12 protein-coding genes and 1 pseudogene are annotated in these 14,843 nt (G+C 39.3%); 5 read left to right on the top strand and 8 right to left on the bottom strand.

The window, feature by feature from the left end:
- The first annotated feature begins 69 nt into the window (after window positions 1–69).
- Both V6C71_26820 and V6C71_26815 read left to right on the top strand, forming a co-directional pair.
- Complete coding sequence (locus tag V6C71_26820; GenBank protein HEY9772074.1) at window positions 70–1,164, top strand: ABC transporter ATP-binding protein; 1,095 nt, start codon at window positions 70–72, stop codon at window positions 1,162–1,164.
- An 11-nt stretch (window positions 1,165–1,175) separates the two neighbouring features.
- Entirely contained in the window at window positions 1,176–2,591 is a 1,416-nt protein-coding gene (locus V6C71_26815) for an amidase (protein HEY9772073.1), read from the top strand.
- 37 nt (window positions 2,592–2,628) lie between these two features.
- On the opposite strand, the gene V6C71_26810 is transcribed toward V6C71_26815, so the two are convergent.
- On the bottom strand, window positions 2,629–2,982 hold the full coding sequence (locus V6C71_26810) for a phenylpyruvate tautomerase MIF-related protein (GenBank protein ID HEY9772072.1): 354 nt from the start codon (window positions 2,980–2,982) through the stop codon (window positions 2,629–2,631).
- Between the two features lie 117 nt (window positions 2,983–3,099).
- On the opposite strand from V6C71_26810, the gene V6C71_26805 reads away from it, so the two are divergent.
- Entirely contained in the window at window positions 3,100–4,653 is a 1,554-nt protein-coding gene (locus V6C71_26805; protein HEY9772071.1) for a phosphomannomutase/phosphoglucomutase, read from the top strand.
- Between the two features lie 473 nt (window positions 4,654–5,126).
- Here the strand turns inward: V6C71_26805 and V6C71_26800 are convergent, their stop codons facing one another.
- Window positions 5,127–7,643 (bottom strand): EAL domain-containing protein, encoded by a 2,517-nt coding sequence (locus V6C71_26800; protein ID HEY9772070.1) that lies wholly within the window; start codon window positions 7,641–7,643, stop codon window positions 5,127–5,129.
- Window positions 7,644–8,032: 389 nt separating this feature from the next.
- On the opposite strand from V6C71_26800, the gene V6C71_26795 reads away from it, so the two are divergent.
- Together V6C71_26795 and V6C71_26790 are read left to right on the top strand one after the other, a co-directional pair.
- Complete coding sequence (locus V6C71_26795; GenBank protein ID HEY9772069.1) at window positions 8,033–8,731, top strand: DUF928 domain-containing protein; 699 nt, start codon at window positions 8,033–8,035, stop codon at window positions 8,729–8,731.
- 116 nt (window positions 8,732–8,847) lie between these two features.
- A pseudogene (locus tag V6C71_26790) lies at window positions 8,848–10,224 on the top strand (CHAT domain-containing protein).
- Window positions 10,225–10,280: 56 nt separating this feature from the next.
- Here the strand turns inward: V6C71_26790 and glmU are convergent.
- From glmU to V6C71_26760, 6 genes are all read right to left on the bottom strand, one after another.
- Window positions 10,281–11,630 carry a bifunctional UDP-N-acetylglucosamine diphosphorylase/glucosamine-1-phosphate N-acetyltransferase GlmU gene (gene glmU / locus V6C71_26785; GenBank protein ID HEY9772068.1) on the bottom strand — a complete coding sequence of 450 codons (1,350 nt, stop codon included), beginning with the start codon at window positions 11,628–11,630 and terminating at the stop codon, window positions 10,281–10,283.
- An 86-nt stretch (window positions 11,631–11,716) separates the two neighbouring features.
- Complete coding sequence (locus V6C71_26780) at window positions 11,717–12,022, bottom strand: hypothetical protein (GenBank protein ID HEY9772067.1); 306 nt, start codon at window positions 12,020–12,022, stop codon at window positions 11,717–11,719.
- A gap of 186 nt (window positions 12,023–12,208) precedes the next feature.
- Window positions 12,209–12,391, bottom strand: coding sequence for a hypothetical protein (locus V6C71_26775; protein HEY9772066.1), 183 nt, complete (start codon window positions 12,389–12,391; stop codon window positions 12,209–12,211).
- Window positions 12,392–12,549: 158 nt separating this feature from the next.
- Entirely contained in the window at window positions 12,550–12,834 is a 285-nt protein-coding gene (locus V6C71_26770; protein ID HEY9772065.1) for an RNA-binding protein, read from the bottom strand.
- Window positions 12,835–13,635: 801 nt separating this feature from the next.
- Complete coding sequence (locus tag V6C71_26765; GenBank protein HEY9772064.1) at window positions 13,636–14,067, bottom strand: hypothetical protein; 432 nt, start codon at window positions 14,065–14,067, stop codon at window positions 13,636–13,638.
- 206 nt (window positions 14,068–14,273) lie between these two features.
- Window positions 14,274–14,840, bottom strand: a complete 567-nt coding sequence (locus V6C71_26760) for a thioredoxin family protein (protein HEY9772063.1) — start codon at window positions 14,838–14,840, stop codon at window positions 14,274–14,276.
- Window positions 14,841–14,843 lie beyond the last annotated feature (3 nt).

Raw genomic sequence — 14,843 nt, 5'->3', positions numbered from 1 at the left:
TTATTAGTACAACGTATCTTTAATTGACAGGCTGTAAAATCAGTCTAATGGTAGAAGTTTAAATAGTTTATGGCTCAAGTCAGTCTACAGGGAATTACGCGTCAATTCGATCGGGTTACAGCAATTGAAGATATTACTTTTAAAATTCCCGATGGCGCTTTTTGGGTACTAGTTGGCCCTTCAGGATGTGGTAAGTCAACTGTTCTGAGAACGATCGCTGGATTAGAATCTATTACTCGCGGTGAACTTTATATTGGCAATAAATTAGTCAACGACATACCGGCACGGCAAAGAGATGTGGCAATGGTGTTTCAAAATTATGCTCTCTATCCTCATCTAACCGTCGCTGATAATCTGGCTTTTGGTTTAAAAATGCGGCGAAAAAGCCAGCAAGAGATCGCCAGTAAAGTAGAAGAAGTAGCTCGTGCTTTAGATATTGAACATTTACTCAAGCGCAAACCAAAGCAGCTATCAGGAGGACAACAACAGCGAGTAGCTTTGGGTAGAGCGATCGCCCGCCAGCCTCAGGTATTCTTATTAGACGAACCTCTATCTAATTTGGACGCTCAGCTACGGGATGATACGAGAGCCGAATTAAAACACCTACATCAACGGGTTGGGATTACTACAGTTTATGTTACTCACGATCAGGTAGAGGCAATGACCTTAGCAGATCGCCTAGTAGTTTTAGCTGATGGCAGAGTGCAGCAGATTGGCAGTCCCCAGACGATTTATGCCAATCCTGTAAATAGCATGGTAGCTGGGTTTATCGGTAATCCACCGATGAATATTCTACCCGCAGCTTACGATGGCGAAAGGTTAATTATGTTCAACAATCAATCGATTAAACTTAATTCTACGCTAAAACAGCGGTTGCAGTTAGTTCCAGGGTCATTTGACCTGGGCATTCGTCCCGAACATATTACGCTGGAAAGTGATTCCGCGGAAGATAATGAAGACTGTTTATTGCTAAAGGTTGATTTAATTGAACCTTTAGGCAGAGAAACTTTAGTTAAAGCTATTGCCCTAGAAGGCAATTTTGGGCTTAATCTGCTTACAGATGCTGATTGGCAAGGTAAGAAAGGCGATCGCCTCAAGGTAAAATTCGATTTAGAACAACTATTTATCTTTGATTCTAATAGCGGACTAACTCTTAACACTTAATTAGCTACTTTATGTCTTTGAACAACTTAACCGCTCTAGCTTTTACTTCAGCATTAGAACAAGCCAGGCTGATTAAAGATCGACAAGTTACTCCTTTAGAGTTAACCGAACTATATTTATCTCGTATTGAACAATATAACTCCCGCTTAAACTGTTTTTATTATGTGGCAAGACAAAGCGCGATCGCCGATGCCCACCAAAAAACTGCTCAGCTAGCCCAGACTTTAGATACCAACTATCTGCCCACTTTTTTTGGTGTTCCGATTGGCATTAAGGATCTAAAATCCGTCGCTAATATGCCTATTACTTACGGTATACCAGCACTCAAGGATCAGATCGCTAAATATGATGAAGGAGTGGTGACAAAAATTAGACAGGCAGGTTTTATTGTGCTGGGTAAAACGGCAACTTCCCAGTTAGGTTCTTTTCCCTATACCGAACCCGAAGGGTTTGCGCCGACTCGTAATCCTTGGAATTTAGATTATACTCCTGGTGGCTCTAGTGGAGGTTCTGCCTCGGCAGTAGCGGCGGGATTATGTTCGATTGCTCTAGGTGGAGATGCTGGTGGTTCAATTAGGGGGCCGGCTGCTTGCTGTGGCTTGGTCGGAATGAAACCCAGTCGGGGACGAATTTCTTTTGCGCCTGTAGGCGATCGCCTTAGTGGATTGGGAACTCATGGCATCCTAACTCGAACTGTGGCCGATGCAGCTGCATTCTTAGATATTGCTTCTGGCTATATGACTGGCGATCCTTATTGGCTGTCAAAACCTAAAACTCTTTTTTTGGCAGCAGCTAAACAGCCATTACCAGCTTTAAAAATTGGCTTTATTACTTCTTTGCTGCCCGTAGGAGAACCTGCCCAAGAATGTCAGCAAAGTGTGGCAAGCATTGTTGAGCGACTAAAAAACATGGGTCATCAGACTATTCCTCAGGCGATCGACTTAACTCCTCTAATAGAACCTTTTAAAATCGTTTGGTCAAGTGCCGTTGCTGCTTCAGAAATTCCAGCCGAAGCCCTAAGTCCTATGAATCAGTGGGTACTAGCTCAATCTGGTACTGCGGGCGAATATGTACAGGCGGTAACTCAAATGCAGTTATTTGCACGACAGTTGGTTAGTATATTTGCTCAAATAGATGTGTTAATCGTTCCTACCTATATGCACCCGGCAATTAAAATTGGCGATTGGGCAAATCTAGAGCCAGAAAATACGTTTCAACGCATTGTTAATTGGATTCTTCCTTGTCCACCGTTTAACGTTACAGGACAACCTGTAATTAATATTCCTCAAGGATTTGACAACAATGGCATTCCTCTAGGAGTCCAGTTGGTAGGCAAACCAAATTCTGAAGCAACAATTATTGCACTAGCGGCTCAGTTAGAGCAGATTCAATCTTGGAGTCAACTTCGTCCTGATGAATTTGCTTAGAAATAGGCAATAAACTCTAAACTAGGGAAACTTTTGACTAGCCAAAAGTAGACTCGTTCCAGCCCCACATATAGCCTTTAGCATCAGCAAACTCGATGTAGATGCGATTGGCAGGTACATCTAATTTTTCGCTAATTTGACTACAAAAATCTTGGCTCATTGATTTAGTTTGCTCGGAACTCATATTGCCAACGCTTTTAATTTCAACATAGCAAACAGGATCAAACGTGCCAGCAAATGTCATGGGTACATCAGATTCAAAAGCCGTCATTACATAGGATTCTGGCTTGCCTAGATGCTTGGCTAAATTAGCAGATAGATTAGTTAGTAAACTTTCGACTGCTGCTGTTTCGGGTTGAGAGACAGAGGATTGAACTTTAATTAAAGGCATAACTGTTTTTTAATTTGATTGTAGATTTTAATCTCGCCATATCTATTAATATATGGTGTTGGCGTTTAGATATACTTCTGTGTACAGTTTTACTGATTTAATTATTTAGTTTCAGATATGAAAGCAATCAATAATATTGACGTTAAAAAACTACAAAATGGTTCTGATATACGCGGTGTGGCTCTAGAAGGTGTTCCCGATGAGCCAGTTAATTTGACTCCTGATGTAGTTAAAACTTTGGGAAATGCTTTTGTGGATTGGCTTACACAGCAGACAGCTAAATCGACTACGGACTTAACTATTGCTATTGGGCGAGATAGTCGTTTATCGGGAGAAACTCTAAGTCAGTCAGCAATCGAGGGAATTGCGATCGCAGGCTGCCAAGTCTACAACTTCGATCTTGCTTCGACTCCCGCCATGTTTATGAGTACCGTAACGGATGGGTTTAACTGCGATGGAGCAATTATGCTGACTGCTAGTCATTTGCCTTTTAATCGTAATGGTTTAAAGTTTTTTACGCCTCAAGGTGGTTTAGGTAAGTCAGATATTAGCGAAATTTTAAATATTGCTGAAGCTGGAAATCTAATTACTAATGCTGTCAAAGGAGAAATTAACCGCCAAGACTTTATCTCTATTTATGCAGCCAGGTTAGTGGCAACTATTCGTCAGGGGGTAAATCATCCTAATAATTTTGAACAACCTTTAACAGGTTTAAAAATAGTTGTGGATGCGGGTAATGGTGCAGGAGGCTTTTATGCCGATCGAGTGTTAAAACCTCTGGGTGCAGACACCACAGGTAGTCAATTTCTCGCTCCTGATGGAATGTTTCCCAATCATATACCCAATCCTGAAAATAAAGAGGCGATGGAGGCAATTTGCCAAGCGGTGATTAATAACCACGCTGATTTTGGCATTATTTTTGATACTGATGTCGATCGCGTTGCAGCCGTAGATCATTTAGGAAACGAGCTGAATCGCAATCGGATGATCGCCTTGGTTTCGGCAATAGTTTTAGCAGAACATCCAGGTTCTACTATAGTTACAGACTCAATTACTTCTGATGGTTTGACTCAATTTATTGAGCAAAATTTAAACGGTAAACATCATCGTTTCCAACGAGGCTATAAAAACGTGATTAATGAATCAATCAGGCTTAATAACTCTGGCGTAGCATCGTGGCTGGCGATCGAAACCTCTGGACATGGAGCAATGAAAGAAAACTACTTTCTTGATGACGGAGCATATTTGGCTACTAAGTTATTAATTGAATTGGCTAAAGCCAAGCTAGAGGGAAAGCTGTTAAGCGATCTAATTAGTGATTTACAAGAGCCAGTAGAAAGTGAAGAATTTCGTTTAAAAATTAAGACAGATGACTTTAAAGCCTATGGCAATAAAGCGATCGAGCAACTAGAAAAATTGGCAGTTTCCCAAACTGACTGGAAAATTGTTTCTAATAACTACGAAGGGGTCAGAATATCTTGTACATCTCCTGCTGAGGATGGCTGGTTTTTGTTGCGTTTGTCCCTCCACGATCCAGTGATTCCGCTAAACATTGAATCTAATGTTGCCCAAGGAGTAAGCCAAATAGCCACTCGATTGTTAGGGTTTTTTCAAGACTGGGAATTTTTAGATTTATCTACTTTGAGAAATTATCTTGAAGGTGATGTTTAGTAAATTGAAGATTTAGTAGTGGAGAGATCCGTCTGAGATCTTGCTGTATAAAAGTCCCCTAAAGGATATGCCCTTGCATGATTTGCGACGCGAAGCGGTATGAAGTAAGCATTTGCCAATCGCGGATTCACGGATAAACCGCACTCCGCCCTTCGGTCTCGGAGCGGTATGCTTTAGCACTAGCTTCGCATATCGCACAGATGAACGCAGATAATTGCAGATGATTGAATTTGCTTACCAACCACGTCTCAATATTTCTCGCTTAACAATTGCGCTCGGTAAATCTCAGCAAAGCGCAATGAGTAAGGAGGTTTAGCTATTGTTAGTTACTTACTACTTGCTACTTGAACAAAGCAAATGACGAAAAGTATTGAACCACGTTTAAGTTTTTGTAAGTTATCGATCGCGCTCTTTTAAGCTTTATCTCTCCAGCTAATGCGCGAGAATTAATATTATTAATTGATTAATTGAGTTCAAAATTGCCAATTGGTTGATCTCGAAGAACTATCGGCACGATTGGGAGCAAACTGCCGTGCCAAAAGATCTGTAGCAGCTTCGCTTTTTAAGGGTTTGGCAAAAAGATAGCCTTGACCATATTCGCAGTTTAAAGTTTTTAAAATCTGTAGATGGTTGTTAGTTTCAATACCTTCTGCAACTACATCCATATTCAGCTTATGAGCTAGAGTAACTATAATATCGACGATCGCCTTATTTTTGGAAGATGATTCAAGCTCACGCACAAACGACTGGTCTATTTTTAGGGTATCAGCGCAAAACTGCTGAAGATAGCTAAGAGAGGAGTAGCCAGTGCCAAAGTCATCGATGCTCAGTTTGATCCCTAAGGTTTTAAGTTGCTTTAGTAGTGCGATCGCTGCTTCTACATCATCCATCATTGCACTTTCGGTAATTTCTAATTTTAAACATTCAGAAGCAAGTTCGGTTTGCTCCAGAATCCGTGCTACCTGTTCGACTAAATCTGATTTAAACTGATGACTCGAAAGATTAATGCTGATAGTTATGGTTTGGCGGTTAAACTGTTGCTGCCACTGGTGCATTTGCCGACAGGCTTCGCGCAAAATCCAGTCTCCTAAAGGAATAATTAATCCTGTAGTTTCTGATACAGGAATAAACTCTCCAGGAGAGACAAACCCTCTAGTGGGTGATATCCACCGTACTAAAGCTTCAAATCCTGCAATGCGATCAGTTTTAAGATTAATAATAGGTTGGTAGTATAACTGAAACTGATTATGTTCAATTGCGTGACGCAGATCGCTTTCTAACCGCCATTGAGCCACCGTTTCTGAATGCATCCTTGGAGTAAATACCGCATACTGATTTTTGCCCAAAATTCGAGCGCGCTCTTGGGCTAGGTTACTGTTTCTGAGCAGTTCTTCGGCCTGAATTTTTACTCCAGGCTGATAAAAAGCAACACCCACATTGGTAGTAATAACGATTTCTTGCCCTTTGATATTAAATGGTTGAATCAGTTCTTGTTGAATTCGTTTGGCGATCGCGATCGCGTAATCTTGATTTTCGAGAGTAAATAAAACCAGAGAAAATTCTGCTATGCCTACTCTTGCTAGCTTGTCCTGGGAGCGAATACAGTTTTGAATTCTTTGACTTGCTAAAATTAATAGGCGATCGCCGATGGAATTACCTAAGCTATCGTTGACGGTTTTGAATCGAGCCAGATCGATTGCTAATACTGCGATCGCCGAACTTTTTGATTTAGCTACAGATTGTTGCAGCAGCCTAACAATTTGCTCCCGATTAGCCAAGCCTGTTAATTCATCAACTACAGAACTGTAAAATGTTTTATAGGCTAAAATTACGCCAGTTGTAGATAACAAGCCGATGATAGCTGGAATGGCAGGAATCCAAATCGGGATTGAGAAACTGACAAAACAAATTCCTGACAGTAATCCGACGGCAATGACAAAGCTTCCGCCCAAAATTAAGGGATGCTCGATCCGCCAAACTATAACTGCTCCAGCGATCGACCACAGCCAAATCCAGATAAATTCGCCCCACTCAGGCAAAAACTTAAACAAAGGTTTTCCATCCAGCACCGTACTCAAAATTTGACTCAACATCTGGGCATGAATTACTACTCCAGGCATTTTTTCGACATCAAAGGGAGTAGAAAAGATATCTTTTTTGCTGGGTGCAGTGTAGCCAATAATAATTACCTTGCCCTCAATCCAATCAGGATCGAAATCACCGTTCAAAATTTGGCTAAATGATAGCTGTCTCGCTGCTTTGTCTGGCGAGCGATAATTCAGCAATATTTGCGAACCTCTTACATCTGATGCAGACAATTGATAGCCACCTGAATTAGCTTTTAAAGCAGGGAAAACGGTTTGCTCTAGCTTTAAAAACTCTGGCTGCACCTCTAAAGATCCCGCAGCCAAATAACTCTTGCTTAATTGCAGCGCGAATGAATACATCAGTTGCTCTCCCATCTGAAACGACATCAAGTTGCGTCTAACTTTGCCATCACTATCCAGCAAAAGGTTATTGAAACCAACTCTTTCAGGAGGAACATTTGATGGACTAGGAACACCACCATTTTGCTCGATATTTCTAATTACAAATACGTTTTCGGCTTCTAGTTGTTTTAATAACTCAACATTTCCTGGCAGCAGAGGTAAATCGCGATAGATATCTAAACCAATAACGGCGGGATTGTGCTGCTGTATTTCTTGGAGCAATTGGGCAATCAAACGATCTGAAAAAGTAGATTGCTGCCAGGTTTGAATATCTGATTCGCCAATGCCAATTACAGTTATGCGAGAATCGAGTTCAGTTTCTGGGCGCGATCGCATTATTAAATCGAATACAGCTAATTCTAAAAATTCTAGGTTGACTAGCTGTTTAATACTACAAATAACCAGAACTATCAAACTAGTAATAAATATAGTAGAACGACAAGTTGAGCGTAAATTAAAAGCTTTGAAAAAAAGATTTACTAGCTGCTTGGATTTGACCATTTGACAGTAGGTATCGCCAATTTAATTTGATATGCGTACACCTGTTTTTTAGAGAATTAAATTTGATAATTCAACTAATAATTGCAATTAATTTTGATTAATATACTTGCTATTTGGTCAATAAATACGGGTTGTCAACTAAATAGATAGTCTCACGATCACAAATACTCCAGTAATCGCTCAATTAATCACAATTTCAATTGCTCATATGTATTAAAGAATAGTAAAGCGAGCGCAACTTGTAAATCAGTAAAACAACGGATAACATCTTAGTAAGCAATAAGTTATACAGGTAAATATAAGCAAAATTATTATTTAAAAGTGTTTTATTGTCTTACCGAAGATATGATTAAAACTAATTTTTCAAAACTGGCTAATATTCTCAGTTTATCTTTACTTTTAGTTCAGCAATTTCTAGTTCAGCTATTGCTAACGAAACAGATTACTTTAACTTTCCTACTGGAAGACATGAAGGAGGAGGCACTAGAGGTGAAATAAACAGTTGCGCTGTTGAAGCCCAAAATCCGATACCACTTATTTCTAAAGATACTTCTACTCTAACTGTATCAGATTCCCCTGAGCTGTTTTTTCATGTACCTGATGTAATACAAGCTTCGACTTTAAATATTGTTTTACTTAATCAAGACGATGAAGTAGTGTATCAAAATGAATTCGATCCTGGCTACAAACCAGGTCTTGTTAGCGTACATTTAACTGACAATAATAATTCTAATGTTCTAAAAATCAATGATTTATATCACTGGTATCTAGTTCAAGAATGTGATGATGTATCCACGCCTAAAATAGTTGCTGATGGTTCGTTACAACGTATAGAACTAAATCTAAATCTAGCTAGTAAACTAAAAAATGCTTCACCGTTAGAGAAAGTAAAGTTATACCGTGAAGCGAATATTGGGCATGATGCGATCGCAAATTTGGCTAATTTAAAATGTAATATTGCTGACCAAAGTATGATAGCCGAACAATTGATGCAGCTTGATAATTTGAACGATAATACTAATTTATTCTCGCAATTTTTAAATATCTGTCCCAGTGCTTCAGAAACAGACTCGATCGTAATCCAGTAAAAATTAGTTTTTCCATTTTGTTAATACCTAAGTAAATAATTTTAATTCAAAAAATATACTTAGGTATTTTTCAGTAGATATTAACTATTAGTTTGATTGTATTATCCTCGAAAAATATGATTAGTATTTTCAAAACTAGATTCAACCACTCAATTAATAAATTTAGGCTAATTCTTCTAGCTTTATTAAGTATTACAACTATAATTAGCTGGAACTTAATTTCAGCTCCTGCAATTTCGGAAAATGCGGTCAAACAAAATTTAACCCCTCAGCAGCTTGGTAAAATTATTAACAAGACAGAAAAATCTTGGGAATATGACTATGAAGAATATTTCCAGCAAGATTTTACTAACTATTCCCAAACCGAGAAGCAAATATCCCAGCAGCTAACCAAGCTTAGCAAAGCTACTGGAAGTAATTCTGGGGTTATGTGGGCTGTTCCCACGCCTCAACAGCTATATCTGCTTTTAATTACTCCAGGTTCAGATCCGATAATCAAAAGTGTTAAAAGTGCTAGAGGTGAAGCCTTAGCGGAAGTCGTAGATAACTTTAATCAGAACATTCGTAGTTCGCTTAAATATAACTCCAAATCTTATTTACCCTCAGCCAAACTGCTTCATAAATGGCTGATCGAACCGATTGAACCAGAGTTAAAAGCTGCTAATATTGATACGTTGATGCTCTGTTCGGGATCTGGTTTACGTACTTTTCCCTTCGCTGCACTCTACGATGGCGAGCAATTTTTAATTGAAAAATATAGTTTGGTTCGTCTACCTGGATTAAACCTGACCAACATTAGCTACGAACCTGACGAAAATGATGAGTTAAATGTTTTGGCGATGGGGGCATCAGAATTTATTGATTTACCGCCCTTACCAGGAGTAGAGGTTGAGGTGCCGACAATTACGCCAAAAATCTTGCCAGGAAAAGCGATGCTCAATCAAGACTTTACGGTCAAAAATCTTCAGGCGTAACATCAAGCAAGCAACTACGATTTAATTCACTTAGCAACTCATGCTGAATTTAATTTAGGTAAGGCTAAAAACTCCTATATCCAATTTGGCGATACTAAAGTTAGTTTGGATGAGATCGACCAATTAGGTTTGGATAATCCACCTGTAGATTTACTTGTATTAAGTGCCTGCAAAACAGCAGTGGGCAATAAACAGGCAGAATTTGGCTTCGCAGGATTAGCTCTTCAGGCAGGAGTCAAATCGACTTTAGCTAGTCTGTGGTCGATTGATGATGCGGGAACAGTAGCCTTGATGAGTGAATTTTACCAAAATTTGAAATCTGGTTCGATGAAAGCCCAAGCTTTAAGAGAGTCTCAAATAGCAATGCTGCAAGGCAAGGTTTATGTGGAAAAAGGTCAATTAAGAAACACCAGAGGAACAACAGTCGATCTACCTCAAGCTTTAACTACAAAGCAATACAATAATCTATCTCATCCTTTTTATTGGGCGGGATTTTCTTTGGTGGGCAATCCTTGGTAAAAAAAAAGACGCTGTATGTAGCGTCTCTTTCAATCATTAATTAATAATTAATTTATTTATCCCTGACTATGCCAGTCAGGGATTTCTTTTTGACGCGATCGCGCCACCACTAAAGCATTATCGTTAACATCTTGAGTAACCACAGAACCAGCTGCTACGGTAACATTTTCACCCAAGGTAACAGGAGCAACCAAGACGCTATTAGAGCCTGTTTTAGTACCCTGCTTGATGGTTGTGGGGTGTTTCTGCTTACCATCATAGTTAGCGGTAATTGTACCCGCGCCGATATTAACGCGATCGCCCAAAGTAGCATCCCCTAAATAAGACAGGTGAGCTATATTAGTATTTGAACCTACAGTAGTCTTCTTGATTTCAACAAAGTTACCGACGCGACAGCTTTCACCCAATTTTACCTCACCACGCACATGGGAATAAGGGCCAACTCTAGTATTAGCAGCTATTTCCGAATCAGTAACTACTGAATATAAAACAGTCACGTTTGAACCAATCAAGCTATTGTCAACTAGACTACCAGGGCCAATCCGACTACCTGTGGCTATTGTGGTATTGCCTCGCAGATGAGTCTGAGGTTCTAAAATTACATCTGGTTCTAGCTGAACGCTCTCATCAATAGTAATGCTGCTAGGGTCAATCATGGTTACCCCTGCTTTCATCCAGTTGTCTTTAATTCTGGTCTGCAAAATATCATAGGCTTCAGATAGCTGTCGGCGATCGTTAATGCCATTAGTTTCACGATAATCTTCGGTATCAAAAGCCATTACTGGACTTAAATAGTCAACGACTTCGGTTAAATAATATTCTTGCTGATTGTTATTGGTTGACAGTTTGGGTAATGATTCGGCTAATTTTTGCCAATTAAAGCAATAAATTCCTGCATTTACCCGTCGATTTTGTTTTTGGGCTATATTACAATCGCGATCTTCAATTATGTGGCTGACTAAATTGTCTCCGTTACAGAAAACCCGTCCATACCCTAAAGGATTAGGCAAGTTAGCAGTTAGAAAAGTTGCTGCATTTTGCTTGGTCTGATGGGTTGCGACTAGTTTTTGTAAAGTTTCTGGACGCAGTAAAGGTGCATCACCATTTAAGACCAGCAGATCTCCTTGATATCCCTTTAAACTAGACATTACCTGCTGTACGGCATGACCAGTACCCAACTGTTGATTTTGTTCGACAAATTCTAACCCCTGACGGTGACTTAAAGCCTGCTTGACCTTGTCTCCCTGGTAGCCGATAATCACCATCTGTCGATCGAGATCGAGTAGGCTACAACTATCAAGTACTCTTTCTACTAGCGATCGCCCCGCTAATGTGTGCAACACCTTGGGTAAATCGGACTTCATGCGAGTGCCACGTCCTGCTGCTAAGATTGCTACCGCTACCATGCTTTTTTGAGATTAATTACTATTTATTAAATCCGATTGGAGTATAGCTTTTATGGGTGCGATCTTGCAAAAAATGAGAGTGCCAACTAGGTCATCCGCATAGAGTGTTGAAGATAATTTACAGGGTTAGAAATTTTCGCCAGATCGGTTTCTACTTGCGGAGTAATTAAACAAATTAAGACAAAGCTCATTAAAACAATTGTCCTTTTAACTCCACCTTTGATCTGCCAATTGAAATAATGTTGTCTTAATTTGTCGGCAGGTGGCAACAGCACTAAACCCATTAAAGAAAACAACATGGCGATCGCAATATAACACAATGGGTTGATTATTGCGCCCAAAGCTGCTATCAAAAATAAAACTCCTAAAAACCAATTGCAATGAGAAATCATCAATATTACTGCGCTTTTCAACAGCACGGTTGGATATGCGCCCGCAGGTGGCGCATCCCCGCGCGCAAATCAGTAAACTACAGTAATAAAATTTAAAAAAGCTAATAGCTATTAACTATTAGCTTTTAGCTAATTAATTGAAAGCGAAGCAGCGGACGCGACGTAAGGAGGACGCGACGTAAGGAGCTAATCCTTTAGGGCTAATCCTTTAGGGCGGTCTTGGGGGTTTCCCCGCAGAGCTTCGCTCAGATCGTCGTCTTCGACGATATCCGAAGGTGTCCCTAAAGGGATACACTTCGATATATCCTTTAGGACTGGCGGGCGAATAGCCCGCGCAGCGACTGCTTCAAGAAACCCTAGTCTATTCAACTAAAAACGGCTGTAATATATTCCTAATATTTATATTTAAATTGTTTACACTGTTTTTAGTCGGCAAAAAACGCCTTTAAAGAGGGATATAGAACAAATCTAGCTGATTCTTAAAAAGCGTTTAATTTTTGATTTAGCCGTCAGATAGCTATTAGATATTAGAAGCGGTTGTTTCTACCACCACTAAATGAACTTCTGGTTTCACGAGGTCTAGCTTTGTTGACTCGCAACTGACGATCCATCCATTCTGCACCGTCTAAAGCTTCAATAGCTTTGTCTTCATTGGCTTCTGATTCCATTTCGACAAAAGCAAACCCTCTGACGCGACCTGTTTCGCGATCGGTAGGAATATGAACTCGCTTAACAGTTCCATACTCGGTAAAAACTTCGTTCAAGTCTTCTTGATTGACTTCGTAAGATAGGTTGCCTACATAAATTGACATAATTTGTTTGTCTTCTCAATGAGTGTTGTGTTTAGAGAGACAGGATTATTAGAAAAGAAATATCTCAATACTCTACGGAAAAACCTTCGATACTGAATAAAAACTTAATCGCTAATCTGTTGATTCTCAGCTCTTATATTAGCATCGTTGTTAAAAATTGGGGTATAAACACTGTGCCACGCGAGCGCATTTTGAACAGACTAATTGATTTTCTGAGCGCTCATCTACAGTACAAATGCAGACGCGCTTGGTTAATTACAACTAAAGATTAAATCGTAACAGCAAATCGCTAACCCAGTTATATCAAGACTCTGCTTTTGATCGTATCCCCACTGCTATCAAATAGTATTAGGTTATCTTTAGTGTCTGTATTTTGAATATCGGCTCGAATTTACGCTTGTAATAAGATTTAAAATGTATTTGTTAAGAAAATAATATTTTTATTGAGTAATATTATTTCTACGATAAATCTAGACCTTCACTGAGGAAATTAAAGGGTTGAAATATAATCTAAAGCTTGAACTTACTGTTACTAGAGTACAGCAATAATTGGTAATTTAAAATACATAATTTTAGAATTATTAGTATTCAACTAAAGAATACAGCTAATAAAAAGAAAATAGGTTTTTATCTATACCTTGCTGTTGGTTCGCTCAAAACGTTTAATTTATTTAATTTTAAGGCAAACAAAAACTAGATCGACTGAACAATCTTAGGCTGTTACTTGCTCGCGACAACAATAAGCGATCGCGTTTTAATCACTTATTCTACAGGTTAGCTTTTAGGCATATTTATAATTAATTAAATCCAATCATCATCATTATCAGAATCATGATTAATATTACTTTGAGCCGATGATCCCTGACCATATACAAACGAAGTTTTAGGTTCGGCAGATGTTGAATCTTGCGCATTATCGGGTTCTTCTTCTAACTCTTCATCCTCAAAATCACTGGTTTGTTCGGGGTAATTATTTGCCTCTTCGTAAATAGGTTCTGGCAAAATTTCGACTGGTTTTTTGCCGTTTATTTGCGTGACAACTAAGTCATCAATATAAGCTAGAAACATATTTCCTTGAACATCGCAAACAGTTGCCGAACAGGAAGCTTCTGACTTCTCTTGATTAAAAAGCTCACTAATAAAACGCGATGGATTAGCTTTACCTGCTTCACCGTTAATGCTTAGCAAAATATATTCATTTCCCGTTCTTCTGTGCTTAACAATTGTAGTCATTTTGCGTACGCTAATTATTTGTAAAACATAAAGTTGAATTGTTTTTGGCTATTAGCTTTTACCTGGGAGACTAGGGGACTGGGGGACGGGGTGACTAGGGGACTTCATACTTTTGAATGAGTGACTTTTGAATGAGTTAATGAAAGGAATTATACTGCTCTTTATTCCTTACTTTCTTCTGCCCCCTATTTTCAAGACAGGTCTAATTACTCGACCGTTGTTCCATGACTGCGAGTATCAGTAGTATCATTGGTAACCGTTACTTTGGCCTCAACCTGAGAAATTTGACCTCTGTTGTTAGCGTAGGGAATGGGGTTATTAGCAATTAGAGCCTCCAAATCAGCTTCTAGGATGCCACGGGGTTGTTCGCCAATTGCTTCAGCGATCGCTTGCCCCTGTTCGTTCATAAATAGAAAATGGGGAATACCATCAACTCGATAGCGTAGCATTTCAGGTAGCCATTTGGTGTTGTCTACGTTGAGCATCACAAAATTAAGCCGATCGCCATATTCTGCTTTGATTTGCGCCAAATCTCCTGCCATTGCCTGACAACTAGTACACCAGTCAGCATAAAACTCAGTCAAGGTAGGCTTATGGTTATTTAAAGCTACTGACAAAGGAGTAGATTGTTTAACCTGAGATTCTAAAGATGAGTCACTAGCCTCGGTTTGTAAACCCAAAAACAAAGCAACGCTTAAAATAATGGCGGCGAGCGCAATTATAATGTTTCTAATAGAATTATTAACTGATGGTTCTGGCTGTTTCTCGCTCATTAG

Origin of the sequence: Coleofasciculaceae cyanobacterium, assembly GCA_036703275.1 — a bacterium.
In the GTDB taxonomy this organism is placed as follows: Bacteria; Cyanobacteriota; Cyanobacteriia; order Cyanobacteriales; family Xenococcaceae; genus Waterburya.
The sequence above is the reverse complement of the archived record's forward strand: the minus strand, read 5'-3'. Positions and strand labels throughout refer to the sequence as shown.

What these genes read in the sequence shown, in the direction of transcription:
- V6C71_26805 (HEY9772071.1), top strand. Translation starts at nt 3,100, where the DNA reads ATGAAAGCAATCAATAATATTGACGTTAAAAAACTACAAAATGGTTCT.
- V6C71_26810 (HEY9772072.1), bottom strand. Translation starts at nt 2,982, where the DNA reads ATGCCTTTAATTAAAGTTCAATCCTCTGTCTCTCAACCCGAAACAGCA.
- V6C71_26780 (HEY9772067.1), bottom strand. Translation starts at nt 12,022, where the DNA reads ATGATTTCTCATTGCAATTGGTTTTTAGGAGTTTTATTTTTGATAGCA.
- V6C71_26800 (HEY9772070.1), bottom strand. Translation starts at nt 7,643, where the DNA reads ATGGTCAAATCCAAGCAGCTAGTAAATCTTTTTTTCAAAGCTTTTAAT.
- V6C71_26770 (HEY9772065.1), bottom strand. Translation starts at nt 12,834, where the DNA reads ATGTCAATTTATGTAGGCAACCTATCTTACGAAGTCAATCAAGAAGAC.
- V6C71_26815 (HEY9772073.1), top strand. Translation starts at nt 1,176, where the DNA reads ATGTCTTTGAACAACTTAACCGCTCTAGCTTTTACTTCAGCATTAGAA.
- glmU (HEY9772068.1), bottom strand. Translation starts at nt 11,630, where the DNA reads ATGGTAGCGGTAGCAATCTTAGCAGCAGGACGTGGCACTCGCATGAAG.
- V6C71_26820 (HEY9772074.1), top strand. Translation starts at nt 70, where the DNA reads ATGGCTCAAGTCAGTCTACAGGGAATTACGCGTCAATTCGATCGGGTT.
- V6C71_26760 (HEY9772063.1), bottom strand. Translation starts at nt 14,840, where the DNA reads ATGAGCGAGAAACAGCCAGAACCATCAGTTAATAATTCTATTAGAAAC.
- V6C71_26765 (HEY9772064.1), bottom strand. Translation starts at nt 14,067, where the DNA reads ATGACTACAATTGTTAAGCACAGAAGAACGGGAAATGAATATATTTTG.